Below are 15,884 nucleotides of genomic sequence, written 5' to 3'. Positions count from 1 at the left end.
GTCGGGATCAGAAGTCGTAATCGTCGACGTTGTCCTTGTCGACGATGACCGCGGCGTCACCCACGTACACGTTGTCGAAGCCGTCGAGCTTCTTCAGGGAGTTGTAGCCCTCGATGCCGAGGTCGGTGCCGTCTGTGATCTTCTCTCCGTCGACGAGCAGCTGCGCGATCTTGAGCTGCGCCTTGCCGGCCATCGCCGGGTCCCAGAAGAAGATCTTGTCGATCGAGCCGTCGACGATGTACTTCTTCGCCACCGACGGGATGCTGGTGCCCATCACGCAGACCTGATCCTCCAGGCCCGCCTCCTGCACCGCGCGGGCGATACCGGCGACGTCGGTGCCAGCCGAGCCCTGGAAGCCCTTGATGTCGGGGTACTTCGCGAGCAGCTCCTTCGCGCGCTGGTAGGCGACGTTCTCGTCTTCCTTGCTCTCGACGGGCTCCTCGACGCGGGTCAGGTCGGGGTACTCGGCCTGCTGCTGGTCGTAGGCGCCGCCGACCCAGTCCATGTGGGTCTTGGCGGTGAGGCCGCCGACGAACGAGACGTACTGACCGGAATCGCCCATGCACTCGGCGAGGTTGTCCATGATCTTCGCGCCGTAGGCCCGGTTGTCGAAGGCCTCGATGTCGATGTCGGCGTTCTTGATACCGGCCGCCTCATGGGCGACCACGATGATCCCCTGGTCCCTGGCCTGCTTGAGCACCGACTCCAGCGCCTCGGGCGAGTTGGGGACGACGGTGATCGCGGCGGGCGACTGGGCGATCAGGTCCTGGATGATCTGGATCTGCTTCTCGGGGCTGGCGTCATCCGCGCCCTCCTGGCGGGCGTCGAGCCCCGTCTCCTCGGCGAACTCCTTCACGCCGACCTCCATGCGGTCGAACCAGCCGACGCCCGAGATCTTGACCACCGTGACCATCGCGCCGTCTTCGGCGCTCCCGCCGGTCTCGCCACCACCGGTGGTGCCGCCGACCTGACCGCAGCCGGCGAGGGCGAGCATCGCCACGGCACCGAATCCGACACCTGCAAGCAACTTCGTCTTACGCATGTTCCACTCCTTCGTGTGTGAGCCAGTGTTAGTTTCCACCACCCCCAGGGAGGAATGGGAAGAAATCTCATCGCTGTGGAACAGTAAAACGTGATCCTGCCGCTTGTCAATGCGAAATCTCACACCCGTTGCGCAACCGTTGCGCAACGGGGAGGCCGAAGGAGCGACGCGGCTAGAGCGCGGCGACGGCCTCGATCTGCACGCCGGCAGCCCGCAGGCCGACGAGCGCGGGATGATCCACCGCGCCGTCGGTCACCAGCAGATCGATCTCGCCTGGACCTGCGACATTCGTCAGGTGCACCCGACCGAGTTTCGATGCGTCGGCGACGACGATGACCCGGTCGCACGCATCGATCGCCGCGCGCTTCACCGCACCCTCTTCATTGCTGTAGTCCGAGAGGCCGCGCTTACCGTCGACACCCGAGACGCCCATCACGTACACGTCGCAGTTGTAGCGCTTGAACGCCTCGATCGACTCGGCCCCGACCAGGCTGAGCTCGCCGGGGCGCACGCGCCCACCCGTGACGAGGATCGTGGTGTTGGGCTCGTCGTGGAGCTCGAGGGCGACGAGGATGCTGGGCGTGACGACGGTGAGTCCGAGGCCCTTGCCGACGATCGCGCGGGCCACCGCGAGGGCGGTGCTGCCGCTGTCGAGCACGACGGTCTCGCCGTGGTTGAGGTGGGCGACGGCCGCTGCGGCGATGTTGATCTTCTCGCGCGCTCCCATCAGCGCCCGGGAGTTGAATCCCGGCTCCACGGCGGTCCCGTGGGCTGCGATCACACCACCCGTCACCCGACGTACGCTGCCGCGCTCCTCGAGGAGTTCCAGGTCGCGCCTGATGGTCATCTCGGAGACGTCGAACTCCAGGGCGAGGGCCTTGAACTCGGCCTCGCCGTCAGAGAGGACCCGCTGTTCGATCAGCGCGCGGCGCTCGTGGGCTTCCATCCCTACCTCCTCGTGTGGCAGATCCAACCTTAGGCGACCCGCTTGTGTGAATGAGTAACTTGTGCTTTGCTCATCGTGAATCTTTCACAGTGCTTGTGATCCATTCCGAAGAAACGAGGAAAGACATGCCCAACTGGCTCCCCGAGGTGTTCGGCACGCAGAAGCCGATCGTGGCGATGCTGCACCTGGCCCCGCTCCCCGGCGACCCCGGCTACGACACCGCTGCCGGAGTGGCCGCGATCGTGAACCGCGCCAAGGGCGAACTCGACGCGCTGCTGAGCGGTGGAGTGGACGCCGTGCTCATCTCGAACGAGTTCAGCCTCCCGTACCTGACGAAGACCGAGCCGATCACCGCGATCACTATGGCCCGCATCATCGGCGAACTGCAGGGCGAACTCGCCGTGCCGTACGGCGTGAACGTGCTGTGGGACGGCCGTGCCTCCATCGACCTCGCCACCGCCACCGACGCCGCATTCGTCCGCGAGATCTTCACGGGCGTCTACGCCAGCGACTTCGGGCTGTGGAACACGAACGTCGGCGAGGTGGCCCGTCACCGGCACCGCATCGGTGCGGCGAACGTGAAGCTGCTCTTCAACATCGTGCCGGAGTCGGCCGCCTACCTCGCCGAGCGCGACCTCGGCGCGATCGCCCGCTCCACGGTGTTCGCGACCAACCCCGATGCCCTCTGCGTCTCCGGACTCACCGCCGGCGCCCCCACCGACACGCAGTCGTTGGCCATCGTGAAGGAGAACGCCGGAGATGTGCCGGTGTTCGTCAACACCGGCGTGCGGGCCTCCAACGTCGCCGACCAGCTGTCGGCGGCCGACGGCGCGGTCGTCGGCACCTACTTCAAGCAGGACGGCAAGTTCGAGAACCGCGCCGACCGCGCACGGGTGGAAGAGCTCATGGGTGCCGCGAAGGCGTTCCGCTCGCAGCTCGTCTGACCGCGAGCTCCCGCTACGCGCAGAGCCGCTCCCGATCCTGGTGGTCGCGGGGCGGCTCCGTGCGTCTCGGGCCGAGGGCCCCGATCACGGTCGCACCGGCAGGACATCACTCAGATCGGCGCGCGTGCCGGAGGCGTGGATACGACCGGATGCCGCTGCATCTGCCCAGGCCTCCGTGCCGGTGGAGACGGCGATCCACGTCGCCGCATCCATCTCGACCACGTTCGGCGGTGTACCTCGCGTGTGCCGGGGCCCCTGGACGACCTGTACCGCACCGAAGGGTGGGACGCGCACCTCGACGCTGTTGCCCGGCGCCTTCTCGTCGAGGAGCTGCAGCAGGTAGCGCACGGCCGTGGCGAGGTCGGTGCGCTGCGGCTTCGCACCGGAGGCCTCCGCGGTGCGGACAGCGTCGAGCGCCGCGCGTCCGTCCACGATGTCGATCTTCTTGGCCATTGCTCCAGACTAAGGCCGGCCGCGGCGCGCCGAGTCCTATGCTCGAACGCATGAGCCTGCATCCCCAGGGCGCCCGCGCCGAGCTGCTCGCGGCGGTCGCCGACCACTCGTGGGGCGTGCGCATTCCCCCGCTGGCCGACCCGCAGAGCGCCCACGACGCGGCTGTCCTCATCCTGTTCGGTGTGCTCGACAGCGTCCCGGCCTCCACGACCGTCGCGGCCGTCGCCCGAGACCTCGACGTGCTGCTGCAGCGGCGCGCCCCCACGCTCTCGTCGCACCCCGGACAGGTTTCCTTCCCCGGCGGGAGGGTGGAACCGGAAGATGCCGACGTGGTCGCCACGGCCCTGCGCGAGGCGGAAGAGGAGACCGGACTGGACCCGGCCGGTGTCGAGATCCTGGCCACCCTGCCCGAGATCCCGCTCGCCGCGAGCAACCATCTCGTGACCCCCGTGCTGGCGTGGTGGCAGTCGCCGTCCCGGGTCGTGGCGGTCGATCATGCGGAGACGGTCGAGGTGTTCCGAGTCCCTGTCGCGCAGTTGCTCGATCCGGAGACCAGGTTCACCTCGACGATCACCCGCATGGGCCACACCTTCCGCGGCCCGGCGTTCGATGTCGACGGCACGATCGTCTGGGGCTTCACCGCGATGGTGCTCGACGCGCTCTTCGACGCGGCCTGCTGGACCGTGCCGTGGGACTCCACGGTAGAGCGCCCCGTAGAGCTCTGAACGTCGCCAGAGGGCCGCACGCCACAGACCGCCGAAACCCGGTCCACGACCCTCGGTAGTCTGGACGGGTGAAGATTCTCGTCCTCGGTTCCGGTGCCCGTGAGCACGCGATCATCCTCGCCCTGCGGGCAGAGCGGACGGAGCACGAGATCTTCGTCGCGCCGGGCAACGCCGGCATCGCTCAGGATGCCACCCCGGTCTCGGTCGATCCGCTCGATGGTGGAGCGGTCACCGCCTTCGCCCATGAGCACGCGATCGATCTGGTCGTCGTCGGTCCTGAGGCCCCGCTCGTCGCCGGGGTCGCCGATGCACTGCGTGTCCGCGGAATCCCGGTGTTCGGCCCCGGGAAGGCCGCCGCCCAGCTGGAGGGCTCGAAGTCGTTCGCGAAGCGCGTGATGGATGCCGCAGGCGTCCCCACCGGCCGCGCTGTCCGCGCCGCGACCACGGCCGATGTCGAGTCGGCGTTCGACGACCTCGGCGCCCCCTACGTGGTCAAGGCCGATGGACTCGCTGCGGGCAAGGGCGTCATCGTCACGTCCGACCGCGCGCACGCCCTCGCACACGCCGAGCAGTATCTTCCCGCAGGCCCCGTGCTGATCGAGGAATTCCTCTCCGGCCCCGAGGTCTCCCTGTTCTTCCTGAGCGACGGCGACACCGTGCGCGCACTCAGCCCCGCACAGGACTTCAAGCGTGCGCTCGACGGCGACGAAGGGCCCAACACGGGAGGCATGGGCGCCTACTCGCCGCTCCCGTGGCTCGACGAGCAGTTCGGCAGCGAGCGGGCCTTCGTCGAAGAGGTCACCCGCGACGTGGCACTTCCCGTCGTGCGGCAGCTCGACGCGGAGGGCACCCCGTTCATCGGACTCCTCTACGCGGGGCTGATCCTCACCCCCGCCGGCGTACGCGTGATCGAGTTCAACGCCCGCTTCGGAGACCCCGAGACGCAGATCGTGCTTCCGCGCCTGGTCACCCCGCTGTCGGAACTGCTGTTCGCCGCGGCATCCGGCACCCTCGAGGATCAGCCGGAGCCCGTGTTCAGCGACGACGTCGCGATCACGGTCGTGCTGGCCAGCGAGGGATATCCCGAGTCGCCGCAGACCGGCCGCCCGATCGAGGGCCTGGCCGACGCCGCAGCCGTCGAGGGCGTCCGGATCGTGCACGCCGCCACTGCGAGCCCCGATGCCCCGGGCGGATCGCTCATCGCCACGGGCGGTCGGGTGCTGAACGTGGTGGCTGTCGCCTCCGACTTCCGCACCGCGCGGGACCGCGCCTACGACGCGATCGCCCGTATCCGCCTCGACGGCTCCCACTACCGCACCGACATCGCCGCCCGCGTCGCCGAGTAACCGGCGCCGCCCGCGTCGTCACGCCCGCCGCGTCGTCGCGCTTGCCGTGCCGCCGGACGCTCGGCGTCTTCACGAACGCACGGCTTCCCCACGCCGACCGCCCGTGCGCTCGGCGAGTGCACGGGCAGTCGGCGGGCTCGGGGAGCCGGAGAAGTTCGCGGCGTAGCGCATGAAATCTGCCGAATACGGGGCGGATGACTGCCAACGTGTGTGAACGCGATTGACACTCGACGCTTTCTTCAAGAAAGTTGTCGCATGCCGCTCCGCTCCGACTGGTCGTCTGCGACCTGCCCCATCGCGCGCTCCGCCGACATCCTCGCCGACCCCTGGGTGCTGCTCATCCTGCGTGAGCTCTTCTCCGGACGCACTCGGTTCGACCAGCTGCGCGAAGCCACCGGCGCGGCCGACTCCGTACTGTCCCGGCGACTCACGGCGATGAGCGAGGCAGGACTCGTCGAGCGCGAAGACCCCGCCGATGCGCGCAGCGGTTACCGCGTGACGACCGCGGGGCATCAGACACTCCCGATCCTGCACGCCTACGCACGGTTCTCCCGCGTGACCGACCCCGATGGCCCCTGGGGTCTGACGGTGAGCTGCGGTCGATGCGGCGAGATCTCGGATTCGGTCGATTGGTGCGTCACGTGCGCGGCACCCCTCGACGTCGACAGCACCCACTGGGCGCGACACAGCATGGGCGGGGAGCCGTTCCCCCTCCTCACCGGACGCGCAGCATGACCGCCGAATCGCTCGACGGGCCGATCGAGGAACCCCTCGGCACTCGGCAGCGTCGATTCCACCCCGCGTGGACTGTGGCCCTCGTGGCTCTCATCGCCCTGATCGGCGCCGCCGGTTTCCGCGCAGCTCCCGGCGTGCTCATGGTGCCACTCGAGGAGGAGTTCGGATGGACCACGGCGGAGTTGTCGCTCGCCGTCTCCATCAATCTGCTGCTCTACGGACTCATCGCCCCGTTCGCAGCAGCCCTCATGCAGCGGTTCGGGATCCGCGCGGTCACGGTCGTCGCTCTCTTCGTGATCGGGGCGGGCTCAGCGCTGAGCGTGTTCGTGGCGACCCCCGGCCAGCTCATCCTGACCTGGGGCGTGCTGATCGGACTCGGCACGGGCTCGATGGCGCTCGTGTTCGCGGCGACCATCACCGACACCTGGTTCGCCACCCGGCGCGGACTCGTCTCGGGCGTTCTGACCGCAGGCAGCGCGACAGGTCAGCTCATCTTCCTCCCCGTGATCGCGGCCGCTGCCGAGGACGTCGGTTGGCGCGGAGCGTCACTCATCATCGCGGGCGGAGCTCTCGCCGTCGTGCCCCTGGTCTGGATCTTCCTGCGCAACAGGCCGAGCGACCTCGGCGTCGCCCGCTACGGCGAGACCTCACTCGCGCCCGCCCCTGCACCCGTCCGTCGCGGCTCTGCCTGGGGCGCAGCGAAGCTCGCCCTCTCGACGCTGAGAGAAGCCGCGCGCACCAAGACCTTCTGGGCGCTGGCGATCGGCTTCGCGATCTGCGGAGCGACGACCAACGGACTGATCGGCACGCATTTCATCCCGAGCGCCCACGACCATGGCATGGCGACGACCACCGCGGCCGGCCTTCTCGCGGTCGTGGGCGTCTTCGACATCGTCGGCACCGTGTTCTCCGGCTGGCTCACCGACCGCGTGAATCCACGCATCCTCCTGGCCGCGTATTACGCGCTGCGCGGGGTGAGCCTGCTCTTCCTGCCGAGCCTGCTCTCGGCGGAGGTGCAGCCGAGCATCGTCGTGTTCATCGTCATCTACGGGCTCGACTGGGTCGCGACCGTACCGCCGACCATCGCGCTTTGCCGTGAGGTCTTCGGCGACAAGGGTCCGCTCGTGTTCGGCTGGGTGTTCGCGGCGCATCAGATCGGCGCCGGCATCGCCTCGATCCTCGCCGGTGTCGTGCGCGACCACACCGGCCAGTACACGGTCGCGTGGTTCGCCGCCGCGGGTCTCTGCGCGGTCGCCGCCCTGGTCAGCGCGACCATCCGCAGGCATCCCGCACCCTGACCCTCGTTCGTATCGCGCAAATGGTTGCATCCCGGGGCGGAATGCAACCATTTGCGCGATTGGTGACGAGGAAGGGCGTCAGAGCACCTTGGCGAGGAAGTCCTTCAGACGCTCGTTCTTGGGGGCGCCGAACAGCTCGGCGGGCGGGGCCTCCTCCACCACGACGCCGCCGTCCATGAAGACCGTGCGGCCGGAGACCTCACGCGCGAAGCCCATCTCGTGCGTCACCAGCACCATGGTCATGCCGCCGGAGGCGAGGTCGCGGATGACCTGGAGCACCTCGCCGACCATCTCCGGGTCGAGCGCGCTCGTCGCCTCGTCGAACAGCATGATCTCGGGGTCCATCGCCAGCGCACGGGCGATCGCCACGCGCTGCTTCTGACCGCCGGAGAGGGATGCCGGCTTCGCGCCCGCCTTCTCCGACAGGCCGACACGCTCGAGGAGCGAGAGCGCCCGCTCCTTCGCCTCGGCCTTGGTCAGCTTGCCGCACTCGACCGGGGCGAGAGTGATGTTCTCGAGCACGGTCATGTGCGGGAAGAGGTTGAAGTGCTGGAACACCATGCCGATGCGCTGGCGCACCTCATCGAGCTTCACGCTCTTGTCCGTCAGGTCGACGCCATCGATGATGACGTGCCCCGACGTGGGCTCCTCGAGCTTGTTCAGGCAGCGCAGCAGCGTGGACTTCCCCGAGCCGGACGGGCCGATGACCGCGACGACCTCGCCATCCTCCACGGCCAGATCGATGCCCTTGAGCACCTCGTTGTCACCGAACGACTTGTGCAGGTCCTGCACCAGGATCTTGCTCATGCGTTGAACGTCCTCTCCAGGCGGTTCGCGAGCAGCGTCAGCAGCGTGATCACGACGAAGTAGATGATGGCGACGATCGTCAGCACCTGCGCCGACAGATACGTCGAGGCGATGATCTGGCGGGAGACGAACGTCAGCTCGGCGAGGCCGATGACGCTGATCAGCGACGTGTCCTTGAGGGTGATGATGCCCTGGTTGACGAACGAGGGCACCATGATGCGGAACGCCTGCGGGAGCACGACCTTCTGCATGGTCTTCCAGTGGCTCAGACCCAGCGAACGCGAGGCCTCGTTCTGGCCGGGGTCGACCGCCTGGATGCCACCGCGGATGATCTCGGTCATGTAGGCACCCGTGTTGAGCGAGAGCGTGATCGCTCCGGCGACGAACGGGTTGAAGGTGAGGCCGGGGAACAGCTGCGGGATCGCGAAGAACACGAAGAAGGCCTGGATGAGGATCGGAGTGCCGCGGAAGACGTACACGTAGGCGGTCGCGACCCAGCGGAACGGCGCGAACTTCGAGACCCGTCCGAAGCCGAAGATGAGCCCCAGGATGAACGCGGCCACGATGGCGACGATCGTCGCCAGGATCGTGAGCCACAGGCCCTCCATGAGAGCCGGCCAGTACTTCACCGCGACGGAGAAGATGTCGGTCGGCTGCGTGGACTCCTCGCCACCCGACAGGTAGGTGTCGACGATCTTGTCGTACTCCCCTGAAGCCTTCAGGTTCGCGAGCCCGGCGTTGAACATCTCGATCAGCTCGGGCTTCTGCCCCTTGTTGACCGCGAATCCGTACTCGCCGCCGAGCTCGGGCTGACCCACGAGGCGGAAGCCGGAGCCCTGCTGGATGCCGTATGCCAGCACCGGGAAGTCCTCGAAGTAGCCGACCGCCTGGCCGGCCTTCACCGCGTCGACCATGTCGGTCGTGTCCTGGTACGGGGTGACCTTGAACCCGTACTCGTCCTTGTTCTCGTCGGCGAAGGTCTGCCCCTGCGTACCGGTCTTGACCGCGACGGCCTTGCCGTCGAGGTCGTCGAGCGACGTGATGTCGCTCGACTCGAGCACGCCGAGCTGGATGCCGCTGGTGAAGTAGGGCTCGCTGAAGTCGAACGTCTTCTGCCGCTCCTCGGTGATCGACATGCCGGCCATGACCGCATCGACCTGGTTCGACTGCAGCGCCTGGACGGCGGCGTCGAATCCGAGCTGGCGGATCTCGACCTCGAACCCCTGGTCCTTCGCGATCGCGCGGAGCAGGTCCATGTCGATGCCGACGAGGTCGCCGTCGGCATTCGTGAACTCGAACGGCGCGAACGTCGTGTCGGTGCCGATGACGTACTTGTCGCCGTCGTTCGCTGCGGCGGCGGGGGCGGCACCGGCGAGGAGTGCCCCGACGCCGACGAAGGCGACGAGTGCGGCTGCGCCGGCGGTGCGCACCGATCGGCGCAGACGGCCAGCCGCGGTGGATGGATTTCGGATCACGACGTGTGCTCCTCGGGTCGACAGCAGCGACCGGACGACCGCCGAGGAACTACCCTAGCTCGCGGCGAGTCGGGTGCCCGAAACGTCGATCCAATACCGGCGGACGAGAGGCTGCCCCGCCTGCGGTGCCTCGATCACGTCTTCGAGCTCGCCACCGGCTCCCTCGATGGTGCGGATGGACCCGACGTTGTCGTCGTCACAGGTGAGCATGACCCGTTCGTAGCCCTCCGCCTTCGCCTGGCGGAGCACCTGCCGCATCGCCTCGCGAACGATCCCTTCGCGGCGACGGGAAGGGATCACCGAATAACCGATGTGGCCGCCGAAGCGACGCAGGTAGTCGTTGAGCTCTCGGCGGAAGGAGAGGAAGCCGACCACCTGATCGCCCTCGGTGATCCAGTAGTAGTCGCAGGGCACGTGCCCCTCCGGGAGCACCGCGCCAGGTGTGGCGTAGAGCTCTGCACGCTCGACGAACGCCTCGAAAGCGGCCCGGTCCGGCACGAAGCCCTTCTCGAGACCGCCCCCGTCGACGTGTCCACCCTCGAACTCGGCCACTGCGGCGGCCCAGGAGTCGAAGAGGTCGATGTTCGGTCGAGAGAGTGCGATCGTCATCGCCCGATGACACCAGAAAGGGGCGGCATCCGCAAACCGACGGACACGGCCCCTCCCCTGGTTCGACTACTCGGTGCGCGCGGATGCGGGCGCTGCCGCCTCCGTCTTGTCGTAACGACCGAGGAACAGCGAGGCGATGAGCGCGACCGCCATGACGCACGCCGGCAGCAGGATCGCCTGCGACATTCCCGCAGCGAACCCGTCCGCCACCTGCGGCGGCAGTGCACCCCCGGTGGAGATGCCCGCCGGTGCGTCAGCGAGCCCCGGAAGGTTCGCTTCGAGACGGGACTGCATGAACGCGGCGATGGAGGCCGACCCGATCACCGATCCGATGGTCCTGGTGGTGTTGTAGATGCCGGCACCTGCACCCGCCTGGCGCGGGGGCAGCTTGCGCGTCGCGGTGGTGGCGAGCGGACCCCACATGCCGGCGTTGCCGATACCCATCAGCGCAGAGGGCAGCAGGAACATCCAGATCGGGGTGTCCATGTTGATCAGAGCGGAGTACCAGATCAGTGCGGCGGCGACGCAGAGCAGCCCGGGGATGAGGATGATGCGCGGGTCCACGCGGTCGAGGATCTTGCCCGCGACCGGAGCGAGCACTCCCGACAACACCGCCATCGGGATGAGGAGCAGCGCCGCCTCCGTCGGGGTGAGCCCCCGCGCGGTCTGCAGGAAGAACATCATCGGCAGCGACATGCTCGTCACCGTGAAGCCCACGGCGGCGATGGCCACGTTCGCTCCGGAGAAGTTGCGGTCGCGGAACAGTTCGAGCGGAACAAGAGGTTCACTGCGTGTCTTCGCCTGCTGGAAGATGAACAACCCGAGCACGACGAGTCCGGCGATGATCAGGCTCCACACCGAGATCGGGCCCCAGATCACGCCCCAGTCGAATTTCTCGCCTTCCTGGAGTCCGAACACGATGAGGAACAGCGCCACGGCGCTGAGCACCACACCCACGATGTCGAAGCGGTGCGGGTGCGTGGCCAGCTTCGGGACCAGGCGCCAAGCGAGCACGAAGGCGACGATGCCGACCGGGATGTTCACGAAGAAGATCCACTCCCAGCCGAAGCCGTCCACGAGCAGACCACCCACGAGCGGACCGACGAGCGTGGCGACACCGGCGGTCGCACCCCACAGCCCCATCGCCGCGCCTCGACGTTCGGGCGGGAAGGTGCGGGTGATCACGGCCATGGTCTGCGGGGTCATGAAAGCGGCGCCGAGACCCTGCACGGCACGTGCGGCGATGAGCATCTCGAGCGAATCGGACAGCCCGCACCACAGCGAGGCGAGGGTGAACACCGCGAGGCCGATGAGGTAGATGTTCTTCGGGCCGAAGCGGTCACCCAGGCGCCCGGTGATCAACAGCGGCACCGCATACGCGAGCAGGTAGGCGCTCGTGACCCACACGACGTTGTCGAGGTTGTTCGTGTCGGGGTCGAGGGCGGCCTTGATCGCCGGGTTCGCGACCGAGACGATCGTGGTGTCGACCAGGATCATGAAGAACCCGATGACCAGCGCCCAGAGGGCGGGCCAGGGGCTCGCGGGCTTGTGCCCGACCGAGTAGGTACCGGTCGACGGACCGGAGGTGGAGGGCGCGGAGACCGGCGGGCGGTCTCCGTCGCGAGGGATATCTGTCATTGCTGTGCAGCCTTTCGCTGAGCGCGGTAGCGGTCTGAGTTCTGGAATGCCGTGGGACCCCACGGCAGGACACGGGCTTCGAGACGATCGAGGAGGGAGTCGAGCCAGCGGAGCTCGGCCGCCAGCAGAGCTTCCTGACGCTCGATCTCGACCAGCACCTGCTCGGGCACGTGCTTCTCCCTCGCGTTGCCGAGCCCGTCGCGGTGGCGAGCGTGATCCTCGACGAGCGCGACGCGCCTCGCGCGCAGGAGGTCCATGACCTCCGGGCGCTCGAGGTTGTGCGCCTCGGCGAGCGCGATGCGGAAGTCGGCCGGGTGATCGATGCGGGGCAGCTCACGCTGCACCCACATCACGACGGCCTCACGTCCGGTCTCCGTCAAGGAGTAGGTCGTCCGCTCGGGCCGATTTCCCTCGCGGTCGATGCCGAGTTCGTCGATCAGGCCGGCGCGGTGCAGCCGGGACACCGTGTGGTACAGCGTCCCGTTGGTGATCGTGAGCAGGCGATCATCATGGCGCGCCCGCATGAGACGCACCATCTCATAGGGGTGCATGTCGCCTTCGCGCAGCAGCGCGAGCACCATCACCCCCATGGGAGTGAGCCGGTCGACCGCATCCTTCTTCATGTCCCACCTCAAATAGTCCATGTGGACTATACGCCTGTTTCCGCCCCTTGAACAGACGGGGTCGAACTTCTCACCGAGGCCCATGCTCTCCGTCGAGACCCACACCCCCCGGCGTGTGCCGGAATGGGTGTCGGCGCGGAGCATGGGTCTCGAAGGAGCGCGAGTGAGTGCATCGCGAGGGAACCGGGATAATGGGCGGGTGAGCACACCTTCAGAAGGCACGGCACAGAGCATTCCCGGCTGGCGGCACATCTACTCGGGCAAGGTCCGCGACCTGTACGCCTCCGAGGATCCGGCGGATACGCGCATCCTCGTCGTCGCCTCCGACCGGGTGAGCGCCTTCGACTTCGTCCTCTCCCCCGGTATCACCGACAAGGGCGCCCTGCTGACGCGACTGAGCCGCTGGTGGTTCGCGCAGCTCTCCGACTTCCCCAACCACATCGCCGAGGGCGAGCTGCCAGAGGCCGTGGCGGATCGCGCGATGCTCGCCCAGTCGCTCGAGATGCTGCCGATCGAGTGCGTCGTACGCGGTTACATCACCGGTTCCGGATGGGCGGAGTATCGGGAGAGCGGGACGGTGTGCGGCATCCCGCTGCCGGCCGGCCTGCAGAACGGCGACCGACTGCCCGAACCTCTCTTCACTCCGGCCTACAAGGCCCCGATGGGCGAACACGATGAGAACATCACGTTCGAGCGCGCGGTCGAGCTCGTCGGCTCCGAGCGCGCGGCCGACCTGCGCGACACCTCCCTTGCCATCTACACGGCTGCGGCCGCCATCGCCGAGGAGAAGGGTCTGATCCTCGCCGACACCAAGTTCGAGTTCGGCACGGACGCCGACGGCACGCTGCGCCTGGCCGACGAGGTGCTCACGAGCGATTCGTCCCGCTACTGGGATGCCGAGGCCTGGCGCACCGGCACGACACCGAGCGCGCGGATGGCGAGCTTCGACAAGCAGATCGTGCGCGACTGGCTCGCCGCCAACTGGGACCAGGAGGGCGAGCCCCCCCTGCTCCCGGACGACGTGGTCGAGCGCACCGCCGACCGCTACCGCGAGCTGATCGAGCGCCTCGGCGCCTGACGCTTCAGGCCTGACGACTCAGCTCAGCTCCACCCGGCGCACGTCTGTGTGGATGAAGTCGTCACCCTTGAAGAGCAGAGGCTCGTCGCGACTGATCGCGAGCGCATAAGAGAAGCAGTCGCCGTAGTTCAGCCGAGCCGCGCTCCCGGAACCGCGTCCGAATCTGACGAACGCCCTGGCCGCCAGACGCGCCTGGGCCTCGTCGAGCGGAACGACGGTCGCACCCGTCGCTTCCAGAAGCTCGTCCAGCGCGAGCACCTTCGCCTCGCCTCCCTTGCCGCGGAGCACGATCATGCACTCCGTGAGCGTGGCCGCGGACAGTGAGAAGGGACCCTCCTCCAACAGTTCGCTCATCTCGGCAGCTTCGGGCTCAGCCATCAAGACAGCCACGAGGGCCGAGGAATCGACGATCAACGCGGCATACCCGTCTCGTCGTAGAGCTCGTCCATGATCTCCTCGGTCGTGCGTCCGGTGGAGTGAATCTGCTGCGCCCGGCGGATCACCGCACGGATACGGCGACGGCGCTCCTCTTCTTCGCCCGAGCGTTGCTCCTCCAACTCGGCGAGGCGCCGCCGAACGGCATCTTCCACCGCACTGGTCTGGCTCTGCCCGGTGAGCGCCGCGAGCCGGCGCACCAGCTCATGCGTCGTCTCGTTCTTGATGTTCAGGCTCATGTCTACCATTCTACCTCGCCGTCTACCATGGTAGAAGACGTTCAGTGAAAACTCAGGAATCGGTAGTGTTGCTCCGGCACTCCTGCCATCCCCCGAACCTGAGGAGCCCGCATGGCCCTGTGGAAGCTGCACGGAAACGGCCGCACGGTCGAGCCCGGCGCCGTCGTCCGTCCCGACGAGCGCCTGAACTGGCCCGCGACGATCGCGATCGGACTCCAGCATGTCGTGGCGATGTTCGGGGCCACGTTCCTGGTGCCGATCATCACCGGGTTCCCGGTCGCCACCACGCTTCTCTTCAGCGGTGTGGGAACGATCCTGTTCCTGCTGGTCACACGCAACAAGCTGCCCAGCTACCTCGGTTCGTCGTTCGCCTTCATCGCGCCCGTGACCGCCGCCACCGCCTCCGCGAACATGGGCACGGCCCTGGCCGGGATCGTCGCGGTCGGCGTACTGCTGGCGATCATCGGGGTCGTGGTGCACACGGTCGGGGTGAAGTGGGTCGACCGCTTCCTGCCGCCGGTCCTCGCCGGCACGATCGTCGCCCTCATCGGGTTCAACCTCGCCGGTGCCGCGCACAACAACTACGCGGCAGCGCCCGTGACGGCGACGTTCACGCTCGCCATCACCATCCTCTTCGCCGTCGTCTTCCGCGGATTCCTGGGCCGCATCTCGATCTTCCTCGGCGTGATCGCCGGCTACATCTTCGCGGCGTTCCGGGGAGAGCTCGACTTCTCGGCCGTCGAGAAGGCCGACTGGGTGGGCCTTCCCACCTTCCACTTCCCGAACTTCACCGAGCCCGGCACCCTCACCGCGCTCGCGATGTTCCTTCCCGTGGTCCTGGTCCTGATCGCCGAGAACGTCGGACACGTGCGCGGCGTCGCGACCATGACGGGTGACACGACCGTGAACCAGCAGACCGGCAAGGCCCTGATCGCAGACGGCGTCTCCACCACGCTCGCGGGATTCTTCGGCGGTTCGGGCACGACGACCTACGGCGAGAACATCGGCGTGATGGCATCCACCCGCGTCTACTCGACCGCCGCGTACTGGGTGGCCGGCGCGGCCGCGATCCTCCTCAGCCTCTCCCCCAAGTTCGGCGAGGTCATCAACTCGGTGCCCGCGGGAGTGCTCGGCGGCGTGACCACGGCGCTCTACGGCCTGATCGGCGTCATCGGCATCAAGATCTGGGTCGACAACCGGGTCGACTTCTCGCGCCCGGTCAATCAGTACACGGCAGCTGTCGCGCTGATCATGGCCGTCGGAGGCTTCATGATCAAGGACGAGGCATCCGGCTTCGAGTTGGGCGGCATCGTCATCGCCACCGTCGCTGCGATCCTGATCTACCACCTGGGCAACCTCATCGCCCGCCTGCGCAAGACAGGCGCCGACGACCCCAAGCCCTTGGAGGCCGTCGGCCCGCTCGGCGGCGATCCCGAGTAAGCCGGTCCCACAGACGACGATCCCGGATGCCCCTCCTGAGGCATCCGGGAT

General features: G+C 67.7%; 17 protein-coding genes. 7 read left to right on the top strand and 10 right to left on the bottom strand.

All coding sequences use genetic code 11. The features are described from left to right. Positions 1 to 7 precede the first annotated feature (7 nt). Positions 8 to 1,042 carry an autoinducer 2 ABC transporter substrate-binding protein gene (locus ABRP18_RS02500; RefSeq protein WP_113680445.1) on the bottom strand — a complete coding sequence of 345 codons (1,035 nt, stop codon included), beginning with the start codon at positions 1,040 to 1,042 and terminating at the stop codon, positions 8 to 10. 172 nt (positions 1,043 to 1,214) lie between these two features. Beyond that, positions 1,215 to 1,988 carry a DeoR/GlpR family DNA-binding transcription regulator gene (locus tag ABRP18_RS02495; protein WP_028503122.1) on the bottom strand — a complete coding sequence of 258 codons (774 nt, stop codon included), beginning with the start codon at positions 1,986 to 1,988 and terminating at the stop codon, positions 1,215 to 1,217. A 125-nt stretch (positions 1,989 to 2,113) separates the two neighbouring features. Between ABRP18_RS02495 and ABRP18_RS02490 the strand changes: the two genes are divergently transcribed. Further along, positions 2,114 to 2,932 carry a BtpA/SgcQ family protein gene (locus tag ABRP18_RS02490; protein ID WP_349885468.1) on the top strand — a complete coding sequence of 273 codons (819 nt, stop codon included), beginning with the start codon at positions 2,114 to 2,116 and terminating at the stop codon, positions 2,930 to 2,932. A gap of 84 nt (positions 2,933 to 3,016) precedes the next feature. Here the strand turns inward: ABRP18_RS02490 and ABRP18_RS02485 are convergent, their stop codons facing one another. Beyond that, complete coding sequence (locus tag ABRP18_RS02485; protein ID WP_349885466.1) at positions 3,017 to 3,385, bottom strand: sterol carrier family protein; 369 nt, start codon at positions 3,383 to 3,385, stop codon at positions 3,017 to 3,019. 50 nt (positions 3,386 to 3,435) lie between these two features. Here ABRP18_RS02485 and ABRP18_RS02480 point away from each other — a divergent pair, with 50 nt between their 5' ends. The 4 genes from ABRP18_RS02480 (at position 3,436) to ABRP18_RS02465 (ending at position 7,489) form a co-directional block, all read left to right on the top strand. Further along, entirely contained in the window at positions 3,436 to 4,110 is a 675-nt protein-coding gene (locus tag ABRP18_RS02480) for a CoA pyrophosphatase (RefSeq protein ID WP_349885465.1), read from the top strand. A 68-nt stretch (positions 4,111 to 4,178) separates the two neighbouring features. Continuing rightward, entirely contained in the window at positions 4,179 to 5,456 is a 1,278-nt protein-coding gene (purD, locus tag ABRP18_RS02475; protein ID WP_193762461.1) for a phosphoribosylamine--glycine ligase, read from the top strand. A 255-nt stretch (positions 5,457 to 5,711) separates the two neighbouring features. After that, positions 5,712 to 6,191, top strand: a complete 480-nt coding sequence (locus tag ABRP18_RS02470; protein ID WP_061016948.1) for a helix-turn-helix domain-containing protein — start codon at positions 5,712 to 5,714, stop codon at positions 6,189 to 6,191. Then, positions 6,188 to 7,489: an MFS transporter gene (locus tag ABRP18_RS02465; protein WP_058631628.1), complete on the top strand. Its 1,302-nt coding sequence runs from the start codon at positions 6,188 to 6,190 to the stop codon at positions 7,487 to 7,489. The genes ABRP18_RS02470 and ABRP18_RS02465 overlap by 4 nt, the downstream gene beginning before the upstream one ends. Before the next feature lie 78 nt (positions 7,490 to 7,567). Here the strand turns inward: ABRP18_RS02465 and ABRP18_RS02460 are convergent, their stop codons facing one another. From ABRP18_RS02460 to ABRP18_RS02440, 5 genes are all read right to left on the bottom strand, one after another. After that, on the bottom strand, positions 7,568 to 8,296 hold the full coding sequence (locus ABRP18_RS02460) for an amino acid ABC transporter ATP-binding protein (RefSeq protein WP_349885463.1): 729 nt from the start codon (positions 8,294 to 8,296) through the stop codon (positions 7,568 to 7,570). Further along, positions 8,293 to 9,771 carry an amino acid ABC transporter substrate-binding protein/permease gene (locus tag ABRP18_RS02455; RefSeq protein WP_058631626.1) on the bottom strand — a complete coding sequence of 493 codons (1,479 nt, stop codon included), beginning with the start codon at positions 9,769 to 9,771 and terminating at the stop codon, positions 8,293 to 8,295. Before ABRP18_RS02455 ends, ABRP18_RS02460 begins: the two co-directional genes overlap by 4 nt. 54 nt (positions 9,772 to 9,825) lie before the next feature. After that, positions 9,826 to 10,380, bottom strand: a complete 555-nt coding sequence (locus ABRP18_RS02450; protein ID WP_058631625.1) for a GNAT family N-acetyltransferase — start codon at positions 10,378 to 10,380, stop codon at positions 9,826 to 9,828. Between the two features lie 66 nt (positions 10,381 to 10,446). Further along, complete coding sequence (locus tag ABRP18_RS02445) at positions 10,447 to 12,018, bottom strand: MFS transporter (protein WP_127011691.1); 1,572 nt, start codon at positions 12,016 to 12,018, stop codon at positions 10,447 to 10,449. Next, a complete protein-coding gene (locus tag ABRP18_RS02440) occupies positions 12,015 to 12,641 on the bottom strand; it encodes a PadR family transcriptional regulator (RefSeq protein ID WP_349885462.1) in 627 nt (208 codons plus the stop codon). Before ABRP18_RS02440 ends, ABRP18_RS02445 begins: the two co-directional genes overlap by 4 nt. A 199-nt stretch (positions 12,642 to 12,840) precedes the next feature. Between ABRP18_RS02440 and ABRP18_RS02435 the strand changes: the two genes are divergently transcribed. Continuing rightward, positions 12,841 to 13,719, top strand: coding sequence for a phosphoribosylaminoimidazolesuccinocarboxamide synthase (locus tag ABRP18_RS02435; RefSeq protein ID WP_349885461.1), 879 nt, complete (start codon positions 12,841 to 12,843; stop codon positions 13,717 to 13,719). Between the two features lie 18 nt (positions 13,720 to 13,737). Here the strand turns inward: ABRP18_RS02435 and ABRP18_RS02430 are convergent, their stop codons facing one another. Both ABRP18_RS02430 and ABRP18_RS02425 read right to left on the bottom strand, forming a co-directional pair. Beyond that, positions 13,738 to 14,133, bottom strand: coding sequence for a type II toxin-antitoxin system VapC family toxin (locus ABRP18_RS02430; RefSeq protein ID WP_141370683.1), 396 nt, complete (start codon positions 14,131 to 14,133; stop codon positions 13,738 to 13,740). Next, positions 14,130 to 14,393 carry a type II toxin-antitoxin system VapB family antitoxin gene (locus ABRP18_RS02425; RefSeq protein ID WP_349885460.1) on the bottom strand — a complete coding sequence of 88 codons (264 nt, stop codon included), beginning with the start codon at positions 14,391 to 14,393 and terminating at the stop codon, positions 14,130 to 14,132. Before ABRP18_RS02425 ends, ABRP18_RS02430 begins: the two co-directional genes overlap by 4 nt. 111 nt (positions 14,394 to 14,504) lie before the next feature. Here ABRP18_RS02425 and ABRP18_RS02420 point away from each other — a divergent pair, with 111 nt between their 5' ends. Beyond that, positions 14,505 to 15,833, top strand: coding sequence for a uracil-xanthine permease family protein (locus tag ABRP18_RS02420; RefSeq protein ID WP_113681474.1), 1,329 nt, complete (start codon positions 14,505 to 14,507; stop codon positions 15,831 to 15,833). Positions 15,834 to 15,884: the final 51 nt, after the last annotated feature.

The sequence above is a fragment of the Microbacterium sp. WHRI 7836 genome (genome assembly GCF_040223885.2).
GTDB lineage: Bacteria > Actinomycetota > Actinomycetes > Actinomycetales > Microbacteriaceae > Microbacterium > Microbacterium oxydans.
Note: the sequence above shows the minus strand (reverse complement) of the source record. Positions and strands in the feature narration are given on the sequence as shown.

What these genes read in the sequence shown, in the direction of transcription:
- ABRP18_RS02495 (WP_028503122.1), bottom strand. Translation starts at nt 1,988, where the DNA reads ATGGAAGCCCACGAGCGCCGCGCGCTGATCGAACAGCGGGTCCTCTCT.
- ABRP18_RS02470 (WP_061016948.1), top strand. Translation starts at nt 5,712, where the DNA reads ATGCCGCTCCGCTCCGACTGGTCGTCTGCGACCTGCCCCATCGCGCGC.
- ABRP18_RS02440 (WP_349885462.1), bottom strand. Translation starts at nt 12,641, where the DNA reads ATGAAGAAGGATGCGGTCGACCGGCTCACTCCCATGGGGGTGATGGTG.
- ABRP18_RS02425 (WP_349885460.1), bottom strand. Translation starts at nt 14,393, where the DNA reads ATGAGCCTGAACATCAAGAACGAGACGACGCATGAGCTGGTGCGCCGG.
- ABRP18_RS02450 (WP_058631625.1), bottom strand. Translation starts at nt 10,380, where the DNA reads ATGACGATCGCACTCTCTCGACCGAACATCGACCTCTTCGACTCCTGG.
- ABRP18_RS02500 (WP_113680445.1), bottom strand. Translation starts at nt 1,042, where the DNA reads ATGCGTAAGACGAAGTTGCTTGCAGGTGTCGGATTCGGTGCCGTGGCG.
- ABRP18_RS02490 (WP_349885468.1), top strand. Translation starts at nt 2,114, where the DNA reads ATGCCCAACTGGCTCCCCGAGGTGTTCGGCACGCAGAAGCCGATCGTG.
- ABRP18_RS02485 (WP_349885466.1), bottom strand. Translation starts at nt 3,385, where the DNA reads ATGGCCAAGAAGATCGACATCGTGGACGGACGCGCGGCGCTCGACGCT.
- ABRP18_RS02480 (WP_349885465.1), top strand. Translation starts at nt 3,436, where the DNA reads ATGAGCCTGCATCCCCAGGGCGCCCGCGCCGAGCTGCTCGCGGCGGTC.
- ABRP18_RS02465 (WP_058631628.1), top strand. Translation starts at nt 6,188, where the DNA reads ATGACCGCCGAATCGCTCGACGGGCCGATCGAGGAACCCCTCGGCACT.
- ABRP18_RS02460 (WP_349885463.1), bottom strand. Translation starts at nt 8,296, where the DNA reads ATGAGCAAGATCCTGGTGCAGGACCTGCACAAGTCGTTCGGTGACAAC.
- ABRP18_RS02420 (WP_113681474.1), top strand. Translation starts at nt 14,505, where the DNA reads ATGGCCCTGTGGAAGCTGCACGGAAACGGCCGCACGGTCGAGCCCGGC.
- ABRP18_RS02445 (WP_127011691.1), bottom strand. Translation starts at nt 12,018, where the DNA reads ATGACAGATATCCCTCGCGACGGAGACCGCCCGCCGGTCTCCGCGCCC.